Origin of the sequence: Parahaemophilus parainfluenzae, from assembly GCF_001055095.1 — a bacterium.
GTDB lineage: Bacteria > Pseudomonadota > Gammaproteobacteria > Enterobacterales > Pasteurellaceae > Haemophilus_D > Haemophilus_D parainfluenzae_Z.
The window spans coordinates 154590-171371 of sequence record NZ_JVHG01000025.1 but is presented as its reverse complement, the minus strand read 5'-3'; the positions used below and the strand labels follow the sequence as shown (position 1 = coordinate 171371).

Here is a 16782-nt window from a genome sequence, read left to right as displayed (position 1 = left end):
AACATAAAGGAGTTTTCATGAAAATTAAGCACTTCCAAATTGCCGCACTAACTGGCTTAATGGCGTTTGCAGGATTCGCTTCTGCAGATATTACCGTTTACAACGGCCAACACAAAGAAGGTTCTCAAGCTGTTGCTGATGCATTTACAAAGGCAACGGGCATTAAAGTCACCTTAAACAGTGCGAAAAGTGATCAACTTGCAGGTCAATTAAAAGAAGAGGGCGATAAAACCCCTGCTGACGTATTCTTTTCTGAACAAACTGCACCTTTCGCTGCCCTGTCTGATGCAGGCTTATTAGAACCGCTTTCTGCAGATACTATTAAACAAACTGCACAGAAGGGCGTTCCTGTTGCACCGAAAAAAGACTGGGTCGCATTAAGCGGTCGTTCTCGTGTTGTGGTTTACGATCACACTAAATTATCTGAAAAAGACATGGAAAAATCCGTGTTAGATTATGCAACACCAAAATGGAAAGATAAAATTGGTTACGTTCCAACTTCAGGCGCATTCTTAGAGCAAGTTGTTGCGATTACCAAATTAAAAGGTAAAGATGCCGCTCTAAAATGGTTAAAAGGCTTAAAAGAAAACGGTAAACTTTATGCGAAAAACAGCGTTGCTCTTCAAGCGGTTGAAAATGGTGAAGTACCAGCAGCGTTAATCAACAACTATTACTGGTATACACTTGCAAAAGAAAAAGGTGCTGATAACCTCAAAACACGTCTTTACTTCATTCGTCATCAAGATCCAGGTGCATTAGTGACCTATTCTGGTGCAGCGGTATTAAAAGGTTCTAAAAATAAAGAAGAAGCGAAAAAATTCGTTGATTTCTTAGCAAGTAAAGAAGGACAACAAGCGTTTGTTTCAGTACGTGCAGAATACCCACTTCGTACCGATGTGGTTTCTCCATTTAACATGGAACCTTATGCGAAATTAGAAGCGCCTGTTGTTTCGGCAACGACTTCTGAAGACAAAGACAACGCCAATAAACTTATTGAAGAAGCTGGTTTGAAATAAGTTTAATTTGCTATGCAATATAGGGCGTGTAATACACGCCCTTCTGTTATTTACTCTACTTATTTTACACTAATATTTTAAAGGATTTTTCTGTGTCTAATCGCCCACCTCGCTGGCTTATAGCCTTAATCGTGCTGATTAGTTTGCCATTATTACTCCCTTTTTTATATGTTATTGAGCGTGCTGCAGATGTCGGATTAGCTCGCAGCATTGAATTACTTTGGCGCCCAAGAATGTGGGAATTGCTCAGTAATACCCTACTTTTAATGGTATTTGTCACACTTTTTGCCATTATTCTCGGCACGTTATGTGCATTTTTATTAGAACGTTATCGCTTTTGGGGAAAAGGCTTTTTCCAAGTTGCGATGACGCTCCCTCTTTGTATTCCGGCTTTTGTCAGTTGTTTTACGTGGATCAGTCTTACCTTCAGAGTGGAAGGCTTCTGGGGAACCATCGGCATTATGACGCTGAGTTCTTTCCCGCTTGCTTATCTCCCTGTCGCGGCGACCTTAAAAAGACTCGACCGCTCTTTAGAAGAAGTGAGCCTTTCATTAGCTAAAAGCCATGCTTACACATTTTGGCATGCGATTTTTCCACAACTCAAACCCGCCATCGGTAGCAGCGTATTATTAATTGCGCTTCATATGTTGGTAGACTTTGGCGCCGTGTCTATTTTAAATTACCAAACCTTCACTACGGCAATTTTCCAAGAATATGAAATGGCCTTTAATAACAACACCGCCGCCTTACTTTCTGGTGTGTTAATGGTGATCTGTATCTTTGTTGTGATGGGGGAAATTCGTTTTAGAGGCACACAAACACTCTATCAAAGCGGCAAAGGCGTAATACGTCCGTATCCATTGAAAACCCTCTCAGCAGGAAAACAAATTTTAGTCGTAAGCTTTTTCACGACCATTTTTGTGCTCAGTATTGGTGTGCCGATTACTATGCTGATTTATTGGCTAACCGTGGGAAGTTCCATTGAAGGTGCGGTCGATTTTGGGGAATTTTTTACCGCCTTCACAAATTCACTGACTATATCAACACTGGGTGCAACACTTACCGTTATTTGTGCACTACCATTGGTATGGGCTGCGGTACGCTATCGCAGTAAATTGACGATTTGGCTTGATCGAATCCCTTATCTACTTCACGCTGTGCCAGGGCTTGTTATCGCATTATCATTGGTCTTCTTTACCATCAACTATGCCTATTCCCTTTATCAAACCTTTGCCATGGTTATCGTTGCCTACTTTATGCTTTATCTTCCAATGGCGCAAACGACCTTGCGTAGCTCGCTTGAACAAATGTCTAGTAACATTGAAAAGGTAGGGCAAAGCTTAGGCCGTAGCAACTTTTATATTTTCCGTACCTTAGTCATTCCAGCTATGTTACCGGGGATTGCGGCTGCCTTTGCTTTAGTATTTTTAAACTTAATGAAAGAGCTCACCGCAACCTTATTACTGACCCCTAATGACATTAAAACGCTTTCAACTGCGGTGTGGGAATACACCTCTGATGCACAATATGCGGCTGCAACGCCTTATGCCATTATGTTAGTGCTATTTTCAGGGATTCCTGTATTTTTACTGAAACGATACGGTTTTAAATAACGAGAAGATAAAAATGACAACATTACTCGACATTAAAAATTTGAATAAATCCTTTAACGGACACCAGGTTCTGCACAATATCTCTCTGCAATTAGAGAAAGGTGAAATTCTATTTCTTCTTGGCGCATCTGGTTGTGGAAAAACCACCTTATTGCGTAGTATTGCTGGTTTTGAACAACCAACAAGCGGTGAGATTTGGTTAAAGAATCAACCTATTTTTAAAGAAAATCTCAATGTGCCGACCCAGCAACGCAAATTAGGCTATGTGGTACAAGAAGGCGTGCTATTTCCTCATTTAAATGTTTACCGCAATATTGCTTATGGCTTAGGCGATGGCAAAGGGAAAACGGAAGAGGAAAAACAACGCATCGAAGAAGTGATGAAACTCACGGGTATTAGCAGCTTAGCGGACCGTTTCCCTCATCAGCTTTCTGGTGGTCAACAGCAACGTGTTGCACTTGCTCGAGCACTTGCACCAAGCCCTGAGTTAATCCTGTTTGATGAGCCATTTAGTGCGTTAGATGAACATCTAAGAAATCAAATTCGTTACGATATGTTACAAGTATTAAGAGAAAGTGGTTCCTCTGCCGTATTTGTAACCCATGATCGCGATGAAGCACTATGTCATGCTGACAAAATCGCAGTGATTCAAGAAGGGAAAATTCTCCAAATTGCGACACCTAAAACGCTCTATTGGTCACCTCAGTATTTGTCTATTGCTAAATTTATTGGGGACAGCATTATTCTTCCTGCAACATTAAAAAACGATAGCATCGCGACCTGTCAATTAGGTGAAATTGCCATCGAAAATAAAGGAAATGGCCATACGCAAGGGAAAGTGTTATTCCGCCCTGAGCAATTCTCTCTTGCGAAAAAAATCCAAGACCCGACCGCTTCTTTTAAAGGTGAGATTAAGCGAATTGAATCAAGAGGACGAGCTATCAATATTTGTATTGATGTTTGCGGTTATGAATTGAATATCAATGAAGATCTCATCAACGAATACCATACTGACGAACAAGTCACCATGTATTTGTATGGGAAAGGGGTATTCTATAATGACTAAAAAAAGGCGGAACACATTGTTCCGCCTTTTTATATGATTTAATGACCAAGTGATTTTCGCATTTTGATGTTGAGCATTTCAACTACTGTTGAGAAGCCCATTGCAAAGTAAATGTAGCCTTTTGGAATATGAATATCCAAACTTTCAGCAATTAAACTTACTCCAACTAAAATTAAGAATGCTAAGGCTAAAATCTTCAATGTCGGATGGGTATCAACAAAATTACCAATTGGTTTCGCTGCAAACATCATCACACCTACTGCAATCATAATTGCCAAAATCATCACTGGAAGGTGGTTTGCCATCCCTACCGCGGTAATTACTGAGTCTAAAGAAAATACGATATCTAAAATCGCAATTTGGATTAATACACCCAAATAACTGACTTTCTTCTTGTTATTCTCTTCTTCATGATGTGCTTCAGGATGCATCGCCTCTTTAATTTCACCTGTACTTTTCACAATTAGGAATAAGCCCCCAAGGAATAAAATCAAATCGCGACCCGAAATTTCCTGACCAACCAAAGTGAATAGTGGCTCCGTTAATTTCATCATCCAAGAAAGGGAAACAAGAAGTAAAATACGGGTAATCATCGCTAATCCAAGGCCGATAATACGACCAGATTGACGTTGATTCGCAGGTAAACGTCCCACTAAAATACTAATAAAAATAATGTTATCGATACCCAAGACGATTTCAAGTGCGGTCAATGTGAGCAATGAAATCCATGCTTCAGGATCAACAAGCCATTCAAACATAATATGTTCCTATATAAAATCCGAAAGGTTGAAATAATAGACAGTTCGTGTAGAAAATCAAGATTTTTCCTAACTTTTTAAGGTCTCGAAAATCTTTTCGGCTAAGGCTTTAGAAATACCGGGTACAGAGGCGATTTCATCCAATGTGGCATTTTTGACACCTTGCAATCCACCTAAATATTTCAACAAGGCTTGACGTCGTTTAGCACCTACCCCTTCAATGGTTTCCAATCCACTTTGGGTAAAGGCTTTTTGGCGTTTTTGACGATGACCGCTAATCGCATGATTATGGCTTTCATCTCGAATATGTTGGATTAAATGCAACGCAAGACTATCATCCGGCAAATGGATTTCACGATCTTGTTTGCTGATAATCAACACCTCTTGTCCTGCTCGACGATCTACACCTTTTGCAACACCAATTAAGTGCGGTCGGTTTTTATCCCATTTTACGTTGAGGTGATGAAAAACCTCTAAGGCACGATTAAGCTGCCCTTTACCACCATCAATAAAAATAATATCGGGAATTTTATCTTCATCAAGATCGCGGTCGTAACGTTTCTTTAAGGCTTGCTCCATCGCTGCATAATCATCACCACCCGTAATACCTTCAATATTAAAACGGCGATAATCTGATTTCAGTGGGCCTTCTTGATTAAATACCACGCAAGATGCCACGGTTTGATTACCCATCGTATGACTAATATCAAAACATTCCATGCGTTTAATTTCAGGCATATCGAGCAATTCACAAAGCGCTTGATAACGTTCGTACATTCGGGAAGATTGTTTAAGTTGAGTCGCTAAGGCCGCTTTGGCATTAATTTGTGCCAACTGCAAATACTTGCCTTTATCGCCTTTAGCAGATTCTTGTATCACCACTTTTCGGCCGGCTTGTTCAGTTAATAAGGCCTCAAGCTCCGCTTTTTCATCTAATTTATGATCCACAATAATACTATTAGGAATACTTCTGCCCTGATGACCTTGCAAATAGAACTGCCCAACAAAAGTGGCTGTGAGTTCAGATAAATCTGTATTAGCAGGCACTTTCGGAAAATAACTGCGATTGCCCAATACTTTGCCTTGACGAATAAACATTACCTGAACACAAGCTAAACCGTGCTGATACGCAATGGACATAATATCCATGTCATCCAAACGCTCATTGGAAACAAATTGTTTTTCGATAACAGCACGAACCGCTTGAATTTGGTCACGATAACGTGCCGCGCCTTCAAAATCCAAGTCTCGGCTCGCCTGCTCCATTTTGCCAATGAGATAATCTAATACTTGCTGATCTTTTCCTTGTAAAAATAGTCGTGCTAATTCAACTTGTTGGTTATATTCCTCATCAGTCACATAGCCTGGCACACAAGGTGCGGAGCAACGCCCGATTTGATATTGCAAACAAGGGCGGGAACGATTGTTATAAACCGAATTTTCACATTGACGAACAGGGAATAATTTTTGCATTAACGACAAGGTTTCACGCACTGCACCCGCATGAGGATAAGGCCCGAAATACTCGCCTGCAATTTTTTTCGTTCCGCGATAAGAAGTAATGCGAGGATGGCGTTCTTTTGTCAATAAAATAAAAGGATAGGATTTATCATCTCGCAATAACACATTATAACGAGGTTGATAAAGCTTAATGAAGTTGTGCTCTAGCAATAACGCTTCAGTTTCTGAAGAAGTAATCGTCGTATCAATATGATGAATTGACGACACCAAGGCTTCTGTTTTTTTGCTGCTTAAGTTTTTTCGGAAGTAGCTGGAAAGGCGCTTTTTTAGATCTTTCGCTTTGCCCACATAAATAACCTGATCTTTATCGTCATACATACGATAAACACCAGGTTCATGAGAAACGTCTGAGAGAAACTTCTTGGAATCAAACATCAGTAAAAACTATGCCAAAATTGACCGCACTTTTTCTAAATCTTCTGCCGTATCCACACCAACAGCAGGGACTTCTTTCGCCAATTCCACATGGATACGCTCACCGTACCACAATACACGGAGTTGCTCTAATTTCTCTAAGTTTTCTAATTGTGTTGGTGCCCATTGCACATATTGTTTAATAAAGCCTGCACGATAAGCATAAATACCAATATGACGAAGATACGCATCAGCCAGTTGTGCCTTTGAGGTATCCTCTAATTGCATAAATTGATCACGATCGTAAGGAATCACTGAACGGGAAAAATATAAAACGTAGCCATCTTTATCCGTAACGACTTTCACCGCATTTGGGTTAAATAACTCTTCCGCTTCGTGAATTTTTACCGCAAGTGTCGCCATATTCACGTTAAACTTCGCTAAATTCTCTGCTACTTGGCTCACAATAACGGGGGGAATTAGCGGCTCATCCCCTTGGATGTTTACAATAATTTCATCATCAGCAATACCAAGCTTACTTACCACTTCCGCTAAACGCTCAGTACCAGAATTATGAGCTTCTGATGTCATACAAACTTCTGCTCCAAAAGCTTTTGCTGCCTTTTCAACTTGTTCGTTATCTGTCGCAATAATGACTCGGCTAGCGCCTGATTGTTGAGCTTTCTCAAAAACATGTTGAATCATGGGTTTACCGGCAATATCAGCTAAAGGTTTACCTGGTAAGCGGCTCGATGCAAAACGAGCAGGGATAATAACTGTAAATGACATAATCATTCCTTATTCTTTCAGTGTTTCGGCTTTTTCTGCCAACAAAACCGGCACGCCGTTTTCAATAGGATACGCCACTTGCTCAAAAGGGCAAATGAGCCGTTGATTTTCTTGATCGTATTTCAATCTTGCCAAACATCGCGGGCAAGCGATCACTTCTAATAATCGAGGATTAAGTTTCTCACGCATATTTCACTCGAATAGAGTTACACTAAATGACGGATTTTTTCCCACAATTGTGGAAGTTTTTGGCCTTGGTTTTCAGCCTCAACAATCTCCGCATCAACTGGAATATACCACCAGTTCTCTTTAGCAAAAGCTTGGCATTTTACGGCATCCTTTTCGGTCATAAAGAGCGGTTGGTTTTCAGCGAGTTTTTCTAATAATTGCGGCTCAAAATGTTGATGATCTTGAAAAGCTTTCGTATTGGCTAAACGAATATTTAAATTTTCCAACATCGTGAAAAAACGTTGAGGATTGCCAATTCCCGCGATGGCTGAACCTTGAGTAAATTCACTTAACAAGCGTTTTTCTGCCGTCACTAAATTAATGGCATAATGAGGAACTAATTGCATAATGGCATCAGAATAAGCATTTTTTCCGCCATTAGTAATCACAAAGTCCACATTTTTTAAACGACTTGGCAATTCACGCAAAGGGCCTGCAGGCAATACAAAGCCGTTCCCTAAAGCGCGTTCTGCGTCCATCACTACAATTTCAATATCACGTCGCAACTTATAATGTTGTAATCCATCATCCGAAATAATCAGATCGCAATCCTGTGTATTCAAAAGTAATTCGATAGCTTGTTGACGATTCGGTGAAATCACCACAGGCACACCTGTTCTTTTGGCGATTAAAACAGGTTCATCGCCACCTTGAACAGGGTCTGTTTCCGGTGTGACAAGTAAAGGATAGGTTTTAGATTGGCTACCATAGCCACGAGAAATCACGCCTACACGTAATCCTTGTTTTTGTAACTCTTCAACTAACCAGACAACGACAGGGGTTTTACCATTTCCACCAACAGAAAGATTGCCGACAATAATGACCGGTTTCGGAGATTTATAAGAGGATAAGATATTCAGGGAAAATAATGCTCGGCGAATTTGGCTAATCAACCAAAATAGCAGTGAAAAAGGAAGAAGCAACCAAGCTAGCTTTGAATTAGAGTACCAAAAAGGCATTTCATTTATCCTATATTGATTTTGGGCGAACACATTGGTTCGCCCTTATTATTTTATCCGCTAAACTGCATACTGTGTAATTGTTTATACGCACCATCAAGTGCTAATAAATCTTGATGTGTACCACGCTCTTTAATTTCACCGTGTTCAATGACTAAGATTTCATCGGCATTTTCAATGGTTGATAAACGATGCGCGATAACCAATACTGTACGATCTTTCTTCAGCTCTTCTAATGCAGACTGAATCGCACGTTCAGATTCGGTATCAAGAGCAGACGTCGCTTCATCTAAAATTAAAACCGGTGAATTACGTAATAACGCACGAGCAATGGCTAAACGCTGACGCTGACCACCAGAAAGACTTGCGCCATTCTCACCAATAACGGTATCAAAACCTTGTGGAAGTTTCTCGATAAATTCAAGTGCATAAGCTGCTTTCGCCGCTTCGATAATTTCTTCACGCGTGTATTTATCTTCTGCCGCATAAGCAATATTATTGGCAATCGTATCGTTAAATAAATGTACTTGTTGAGAAACCACTGAACAATTTTCGCGTAAATTAGATAAACGATAATCTTGAATTCTCACGCCATCTAATAAAATCTCACCTTCATCAATATCGTAGAAACGCGTCACTAAATTGGCAATGGTTGATTTACCCGAACCTGAACGCCCCACTAATGCCACGGTTTTGCCTGCAGGCACATAGAAAGAGATATTATTTAAGGCTTTCTCTTCTTTACCCTCATAGGCAAAACTCACATTTTTAAATTCTAAATCACCTTTTGCGGGTTCGGCTTTATACGTACCATTATCTTTTTCAGTCTCTAAATCTAAGATCGCAAACAATGTCTGACAAGCCGCCATGCCTCGTTGGAATTGTGAGTTTACATTCGTCAAGGATTTTAACGGACGCATCATCGCTAACATAGAAGAAAAAACTACCGTGAAAGAACCCGCAGTTAAATTATCATCAGCAATTAATGGTGTCGTTGCTAAATAAAGCACTGCTGCCAACGCCAAAGAAGCAATCACTTGCACAACTGGATCTGAAATGGCATCAGCAGTTACCATCTTCATACCTTTACGACGCATATCGTTACTGACTTTATCGAAACGCTCTTCCTCCACTAATTGCCCACCAAAAGAAAGCACTACCTTATGCCCTTTCAGCATTTGTTCCGTCGCAGAGGTTAATTCCCCCATGGAATCTTGCATATTTTTACTGAGCTTACGGAAAATCTTAGATACCATGCGAATCAGTACTGCAATAATCGGGCCAATCACAAAAAGCACAAGTGTTAATTCCCAACTGGTATAGAACATCACAACAAGCAACGAAATTAAATAGGCTCCTTCGCGAACAATCGTCACTAATGAACTAGATGAAGAGTTAGCAATCATTTCTGAGTCGTAAGTAATACGAGAAAGTAATTTTCCTGTTGAATTACGATCAAAAAAGCTCACTGGCATAAACATTAAATGTTTAAACAAACGGCGGCGCATAATCATCACTACTTTACCGGATACCCACGCTAGGCAATAAGTAGAGACAAAGTTGGTCACCCCACGCAATATAATCATGCCAACCACAACAAATGCCATCATTTTCAAGAAAGAATGATCGGCTTTTCCGAAACCATCATCAAGCAAAGGCTTAAGCATATAAATCAAACCTGAATCTGCTAAAGCATTAAAAATTAAAGCAAAAGCGGCGACTAATAAGCCTGATTTAAACGGTGAAATCATCGGCCATAAACGCTTAAAAGTTTGTGTGGTTGAGAAATCTTTATCTTGCATAGTTTGTTCTTACATCACATTGTCTTAATAAAAATTGGCTGCATTGTACCTGTTATTTCGGGGATAATCCAATTACACGGGCAAACCAAGGTGAAAAATCTCCTCTCGCCTTTTCAATTTCAATGCCCTTTTCAGTAAAATTTAACCTTATATGACCTGAAATAGCGGTATTTTCGACCGCACTTTGATAACGATTTAACCGTTCAATCACGGTTGGATGAGGAAAATTCCACGCATTCCATCGTCCACTTGAAATTAAGGCAAGATCAGGTTTCGTCAGAGCCAATAAAAACTCGCCTGTTGAAGTTTTACTACCATGATGCCCCACTTGTAACACATTAATTTTGCCTATGTTTTCAGCAAATGCTCTTTCTGTCGCCACATCCGCATCACCGGTTAAAAGGATCTTGTACTGTCCATCTGTTAGTAAAATTACGCAAGATTGCGGATTCTCCGCTCTATCTGTTATTTGCGTGGGTGAAAGAACTTTAAAATCAAGTCCTCGCCACAGCCATTGTTTCCCCTGAAGACAAAAAGTGCGGTGCGTTTCGCCGTAGTTTTTACGAGAAGGTGTAATCAGTTCAATGTCTCGGTATGCGGCTAAAATCGCTTTAGCACCACCTGAATGATCGTTATCATCATGGCTTAAAATCAAGGTTTCAAGTTCAATACCTTCCCGTTGAAGATAAGGTAATATCTCTAATTCCGCCATGGAAGAAGCCCCTATTCCACCCTGCCAAGCAGGCCCCGAGTCATACAACACCCCTTTCCCCTCTTTCACAATTAAGGTTGCTAAACCTTGACCAACATCTAACGTATCTAACTGCCATTTGGGGTTCGTGAAATATCGATATCCTAGAGTACTCATACAAATACTAAAAATAAGAATTATGCCCAATAGAGCTTTTTTATAATCTTCTGACGATAAGATTTTTGTACTATTTAACGTGAAAAATCGACTCGATTTTAACGTTGTATTTTTTGTTTGAGCTTGAGATGCAAAATACAATCCACATAACATGCTGCCAAAAACAAAGCTTAAAAGTGCAGTCAAAACGAGGGATAAATTCATCGAAATTGGCATATACGAACCTTGGAAAAGACTGAGGCATTGTGTAATACCTTGAGCAATCGTATTTGAAAGATGCCAAGAAGAAAATGCACCATGGGTCAACACCGCAAAGAGAATCAAGGGCACAAGTAAAAAACTATACAAGGGCACTGCAATTAAATTTGCTAAGAACCCATTTAATGCCAAGCCATTAAAAAAGAAAAGCTGAATAGGCGTAAATAAAATCAACAGCCCTAACTGCAAATGAAACAAGCCTAAAATCCACCGCACTTTGCGGGATAATTTTTGATGTCGCCATTCAATGATTGATAAGGGAACATATCTGTACCACACAATCAGACAGGTAACGGCACCAATTGAAAGCCAAAAGCTCACCGAAAGCGGCATAAGCGGATCGCAAAACAACAAAAATGCCACGACTAAACACAGCATTTGCGAAGGCGTGTAATATCGTCGCGAAAATTGAAGGATTACAATAAAAAGCAGTGCCATCATTGCACGGAAGGTTGGTAAACTAAATCCGGCTAAATAGGCATAACCTAAAGCAATCAACACACCAAAGTAAAGTGGAAACCAGGGCGAAATAAAGCGTGTAGGCAGTGCGAGTTGCAACAATCGAGCAAAGAAAAAGCCTATCCCCATTGCTAAACCAATATGGAGCCCTGAAATCGCAATTAAATGTGCTGTATTCGTTTGTTGATAAATCAGCCACGTTTTATTATCCAGCCAAGCTCGCTCACCAAATGCCAATGCTATAAGTAAACCTTGTAAAGAAAGCCCCTCTGTTTGCTTGAGGCTAGTCTGTAGAAAATATGTGCGGTAAGAAAAATCATCACCAATTTTGACCGCACTTTTCACATTTCCAACGGCAATAATCCTTTTTGAAAAATACCATTGTTGTCGATCAAATCCCCCATGATTAAGTCTTGCAGAAACAGGTCGAAGTTTTACATCACCCCGCCAAACTTCGCCGAGTTGTGGCTTTTCCGGCGCTTTCCAATTAATAAAAATCCGTTGTTCTTTTCCATCAAATAAAGAGCTTGTCGCAACCAACGTTTGATAATCTTGCTGATGAAGAATTTCTGAGATGTGGAGATCTAAGGTAATTTTATTCGGTAAACTTGAAATTTTCTCTGCTTGTCCCAATAACGATAAAGCTGGTGAATGTGCATAAGCCAAAGTAAGTAAAAACAAGATACTACTTATGCAAAAATTTCTGGCTTTAAAATAATTGAACCAATGGAAACAAAGTGCGGTCATAACCAACATTAAAATGCTCAGCCCAGCCTGTTGCCAAGTGAGCAGTAAAAAATCTGGCACGACAAGCAAGGATAAGGCTGAGACAATGAGCATCATGCACAGTTGAAATAGCGTGATTTTCATTTTAAGTGTGATTTATAGCGAGAAAGTAAGGCAAACTAGCCTTAACCTCATAGATAAGCAAATAAACATACTGTTTTTTGCGATCACGATCGCAAATTTGAAATTTCTAAGCTAAATTTATTTGCTAAATAGGTGAAGTTCTGCTATTTATATCGCCCTTAAAAAACAGGGTTCTTATGTCAGCTATTTTTTAGCCGATAAGAATCAATCAAAACAACAAGACAGGAAGTCGTTAAAATCTTTACTACATTAGGAGTTATCAATGTCTAAGGCATCTCTAAGTTTGCTGGATTTAGCCGGTGTTACACCTTATCAACCAAAGAAAGGTGAAGAATACATGAATGAAGATCAAATTCTTCATTTCAGAAAAATTTTAACTGCATGGCATGAGCAAATTGTGGAAGAGGCATCAAGAACTGTTGCTCATATGCAAGATGAAGCTTCAAACTTCCCAGATCCAGCAGACCGTGCGACCCAAGAAGAAGAATTCAGTCTTGAATTACGTAACCGCGATCGCGAGCGTAAATTAATGAAAAAGATTGAATACACATTGAAAAAATTGGACACCGATGATTTCGGTTACTGCGATTCTTGTGGGGAAGAAATTGGCATTCGTCGCTTAGAAGCACGTCCTACTGCTGATCTTTGTATCGATTGCAAAACCCTTGCTGAAATTCGTGAAAAACAAGTCGCAGGTTAATTGATTCAAATAACCCAATGAAAAAGTGCGGTCAAAAACAACCGCACTTTTCGTGTTTTTATCAAATGTGCATTTAACACAGAGAATGGAGTAAATTATTCTTACTTATATAAAAAATTTATTTGGTAAAAAAACTAAAAAAGAAACTGAAACCAATATAAATTCGCCTGTCCCAAAAACAGCGCCAAAAACTGAAAAACCAAACGTTTCAAAAACAGAGCGTTCACAACCCAAGATCGCCCCGTCCTCTTCTCACCACAAAAAAACGAACACCCAAGCGCATCGTCACGACAAACATATCGTTAAAGCCTCTCATTTCGGCATTAATCCACGTATGTTTAGTCGTAATGCCATTACTGTGGTAGAAAAATTGCAACGTCAAGGTTATGACGCTTACATCGTTGGTGGTTGTTTGCGTGATTTATTGTTAGGTAAACACCCAAAAGATTTTGATGTGGCAACCAATGCACGTCCCGACCAAATTCAAGCGGTATTCCAACGTCAATGCCGTTTAGTTGGTCGTCGTTTCCGCCTTGCGCATATTATGTTTGGACGCGATGTGATCGAAGTGGCCACATTCCGTGCGAGCCATTCGGATGCGCGCAGCGAAAATCAAGCGAAACAAAGTGATGAAGGGATGTTATTACGTGATAACGTGTACGGCACCATTGAACAAGATGCGGAGCGTCGTGACTTTACCGTAAACGCCCTTTACTACAATCCGCAAGATAATACGTTGCGTGATTATTTCAACGGAATTGATGACCTGAAAAACGGAAAATTACGTCTGATTGGCGATCCCGTTACCCGTTATCAAGAAGATCCTGTGCGTATGCTACGCTCTGTGCGCTTTATGGCGAAATTGGATATGTTCTTGGAAAAACCAAGTGAACAGCCAATTCGTGAGCTTGCACCATTGCTGAAAAATATTCCACCAGCGCGTTTATTCGATGAAAGCTTAAAATTATTGCAGTCTGGCAATGGTGTAAAAACCTATAAATTACTTCGTCAATATGGCTTATTTGAACAGCTTTTCCCAAGCTTAACGCCTTATTTTACCGAAAAAGAAGACAGCCTTGCGGAGCGCATGATTTTAACTTCGTTAAATTCAACTGATGAACGCATTGCCGATAAATTGCGTATCAATCCAGCCTTTTTATTTGCGGCATTCTTCTGGTATCCATTGCGCGAAAAAGTGGATGTACTGAAAAATGAAGGTGGCTTAAACAATCACGATGCTTATGCTCTTGCGGGAAATGAAGTGCTTGATCAATTATGCAGATCATTAGCTGCACCTCGCCGTCATACATCCGTCATTCGTGATATTTGGATGTTGCAATTACAATTGCTTAAACGCACTGGTTCTCACCCTGCTCGCACGATGGAACATCAAAAATTCCGTGCGGCCTTTGATTTATTGGCGATGCGTGCCGAAGTGGAAGGTGGTGAAACCGTTGAATTGGCAAAATGGTGGCATGAGTACCAACTGAGCAATCAAGAACAACGTCGCCAGTTGGTTCAAGAACAACAAAAATTGCATCCTGCACCGAAGAAAAAATATTATCGAAGACGTAAACCTAAGGCGGCTAACTAATGGTTCAAGTGTATATCGCCCTTGGCAGCAATTTAAATACGCCGACAGAACAATTAAATTCCGCATTAGAGGCAATTTCTGCGCTACCTAATACCGAATTAAAATCGGTGAGCGGATTTTATCAAAGCAAACCATTAGGCCCGCAGGATCAACCTGATTATGTGAACGCGGTGGCGATGATCGAAACCACTCGCCCACCTTTAGCCTTACTCGATGAATTACAACGCATTGAAAATGAACAAGGTCGCGTGCGTTTACGTCGTTGGGGGGAGCGTACACTAGATTTGGATATTCTGCTTTATGGCGATCAAATCATTCAAAATGAACGCTTAACCGTGCCTCATTACGATATGAAAAATCGCGAATTCGTGATTGTGCCGCTTAATGATATCGCACAAGATTTGGTTTTACCGGAAGGCGAAAAAGTCGCAGATTTGGTGAAAGCCTTTGAAAATCATCAAATGCATAAAATCAAAAACAGCGAGAAAATTGACCGCACTTAACTTAAAACAAAGGGCTGATATTCACTATCAGCCCTTCTTTTTTGCCTATCAAATTAGGCAGCAACGGAAACAAAGATTTCTGTGCCGATAATCACACAAATAAAACCAACCAACATTGGGACAGACATACGTTTTACGATTTCAAATGGTGAGATTTTTCCCATCCCTGACACAGCCACAACCACGCCAGAAACTGGTGATAAACCACGACCTAAGTTAGAGGCTTGTAACATTGGAATGGTTAAGAACGCTGGATTAACGCCCATTTGAGTGGCTAATTTTGGAATTAATTCTGCAAAAGCATAGAACGCCGCGTTACCAGAACCTGTCGCCATGGTAGCTAAAATGGTAATCACCGCAAGCACTAACATCATAAAGAATGCTGAACCGCCGAAGGATTGTGCTGAGTCGATTAAATTAGTGATAAAGCCGATTGTACTTAAACTTTGTGCAAATACACCTGCCGCCACTAAAAGCATCACTACGCCTGCAAAGGCATCTGCCATACCGCGATATGCCACCACAAGATTATCAAACGTTTGTTTTGCGTTAAAGCTACGTAAGAAATCTACCGCAGCAGTAATGATAAAGCAAAGCACCATCACGGTAACAATGTGTAAATTTGGCAAGCCCCATTTACCATCAAAAATCAACACGCCAATAATGGGTAATAATGGCAAAATCGCATAATAGTTTGGTGCAGTGGTTTTAATTTCATCTGCATTCAAACGTTCTACTTGCACGCCTTCTTTTTTATCTAAATAACGCTGCCAGAAGAAGTGCGCGACAGCAATCCCTAGAATCGCAAAAATCGAAACTGGCAATGCGGTGCCAAAGGCAAACTCACCTAAAGGAATTTTTGAAATTTCAGCAGAAAGCACCACGTCGCCTGATGTTGGAGAAAGAATAATAGAAATTGGAGATGCACAAATTGCAGCAGCAGCCCCACGTGAAATTCCGACGTTTACCATGACAGGGAATAATGTTGCCATTAATAACACGCCCAAGCCCGTTGCGGATGCCACTGCAAAAGACATTAAACATGCAAGGAAGTAAGCAAACACCATTAAAATATAAGGTGAACGGATATTTTTCAGTGGTTTTGACACCAATTTCACCACCACATCGTTCGCGCCAAGATGGGTCATGTACACAGAGAAACCACATAACACCATAATCATCAAGCCTAAACCACCGCCACGATTACCGAGTAGATATTTCACATATTCTAAAATATCAAAATAGGTGGAACCGGTGCTTTTCACGCCTTCCGGTAAAATCGAATGTCCCATCAGCACTGAAATGAATAACAAGACCAAGCCACCGAACATCAACACACCGGTCGCTGAGTAGCCTTTCACGATATAATATGCCACCAAAACAATGGCAATCAAACCTATAATCAGATCCATAATTTACCTCTT

General features: G+C 40.3%; 14 protein-coding genes. 6 read left to right on the top strand and 8 right to left on the bottom strand.

The genetic code is table 11. From position 1 onward, the window contains the following. Nucleotides 1-17: 17 nt before the first annotated feature. The 3 genes from ADA56_RS08630 to ADA56_RS08620 all read left to right on the top strand — a co-directional run bounded on the left by ADA56_RS08630 (nt 18) and on the right by ADA56_RS08620 (nt 3695). The gene (locus ADA56_RS08630) at nt 18-1016 is read left to right on the top strand and encodes an iron ABC transporter substrate-binding protein (RefSeq protein ID WP_049370162.1); all 999 of its coding nucleotides are present in this window, start codon (nt 18-20) and stop codon (nt 1014-1016) included. 92 nt (nt 1017-1108) lie between these two features. Then, nucleotides 1109-2629, top strand: coding sequence for an ABC transporter permease (locus ADA56_RS08625; RefSeq protein WP_049370161.1), 1521 nt, complete (start codon nt 1109-1111; stop codon nt 2627-2629). A gap of 13 nt (nt 2630-2642) precedes the next feature. After that, a complete protein-coding gene (locus tag ADA56_RS08620; RefSeq protein ID WP_049370160.1) occupies nt 2643-3695 on the top strand; it encodes an ABC transporter ATP-binding protein in 1053 nt (350 codons plus the stop codon). Nucleotides 3696-3733: 38 nt separating this feature from the next. Here ADA56_RS08620 and ADA56_RS08615 read toward each other — a convergent pair whose 3' ends face one another. From ADA56_RS08615 to ADA56_RS08585, 7 genes are all read right to left on the bottom strand, one after another. Continuing rightward, nucleotides 3734-4453 carry a TerC family protein gene (locus tag ADA56_RS08615; RefSeq protein ID WP_049365379.1) on the bottom strand — a complete coding sequence of 240 codons (720 nt, stop codon included), beginning with the start codon at nt 4451-4453 and terminating at the stop codon, nt 3734-3736. 69 nt (nt 4454-4522) lie between these two features. Then, nucleotides 4523-6349 (bottom strand): excinuclease ABC subunit UvrC, encoded by a 1827-nt coding sequence (uvrC, locus tag ADA56_RS08610; RefSeq protein ID WP_049370159.1) that lies wholly within the window; start codon nt 6347-6349, stop codon nt 4523-4525. A 9-nt stretch (nt 6350-6358) separates the two neighbouring features. After that, entirely contained in the window at nt 6359-7117 is a 759-nt protein-coding gene (gene kdsB / locus ADA56_RS08605; protein WP_049370158.1) for a 3-deoxy-manno-octulosonate cytidylyltransferase, read from the bottom strand. A 9-nt stretch (nt 7118-7126) separates the two neighbouring features. After that, entirely contained in the window at nt 7127-7306 is a 180-nt protein-coding gene (locus ADA56_RS08600) for a Trm112 family protein (RefSeq protein WP_005696424.1), read from the bottom strand. A 17-nt stretch (nt 7307-7323) separates the two neighbouring features. Next, nucleotides 7324-8304, bottom strand: coding sequence for a tetraacyldisaccharide 4'-kinase (gene lpxK, locus ADA56_RS08595; protein ID WP_049370157.1), 981 nt, complete (start codon nt 8302-8304; stop codon nt 7324-7326). 53 nt (nt 8305-8357) lie between these two features. Beyond that, nucleotides 8358-10106, bottom strand: a complete 1749-nt coding sequence (msbA, locus tag ADA56_RS08590) for a lipid A ABC transporter ATP-binding protein/permease MsbA (RefSeq protein ID WP_049370156.1) — start codon at nt 10104-10106, stop codon at nt 8358-8360. Between the two features lie 52 nt (nt 10107-10158). After that, nucleotides 10159-12561, bottom strand: a complete 2403-nt coding sequence (locus ADA56_RS08585; protein ID WP_049370155.1) for a DNA internalization-related competence protein ComEC/Rec2 — start codon at nt 12559-12561, stop codon at nt 10159-10161. Nucleotides 12562-12823: 262 nt separating this feature from the next. On the opposite strand from ADA56_RS08585, the gene dksA reads away from it, so the two are divergent. From dksA to folK, 3 genes are all read left to right on the top strand, one after another. After that, nucleotides 12824-13261, top strand: coding sequence for an RNA polymerase-binding protein DksA (gene dksA / locus ADA56_RS08580; protein ID WP_049370154.1), 438 nt, complete (start codon nt 12824-12826; stop codon nt 13259-13261). 235 nt (nt 13262-13496) lie between these two features. Continuing rightward, entirely contained in the window at nt 13497-14855 is a 1359-nt protein-coding gene (gene pcnB, locus ADA56_RS08575) for a polynucleotide adenylyltransferase PcnB (RefSeq protein WP_075874938.1), read from the top strand. Next, nucleotides 14855-15358, top strand: coding sequence for a 2-amino-4-hydroxy-6-hydroxymethyldihydropteridine diphosphokinase (gene folK / locus ADA56_RS08570; protein ID WP_014065105.1), 504 nt, complete (start codon nt 14855-14857; stop codon nt 15356-15358). Before pcnB ends, folK begins: the two co-directional genes overlap by 1 nt. A gap of 53 nt (nt 15359-15411) precedes the next feature. Here folK and dcuC read toward each other — a convergent pair whose 3' ends face one another. Beyond that, nucleotides 15412-16770, bottom strand: coding sequence for an anaerobic C4-dicarboxylate transporter DcuC (dcuC, locus tag ADA56_RS08565; protein WP_049370152.1), 1359 nt, complete (start codon nt 16768-16770; stop codon nt 15412-15414). Nucleotides 16771-16782: the final 12 nt, after the last annotated feature.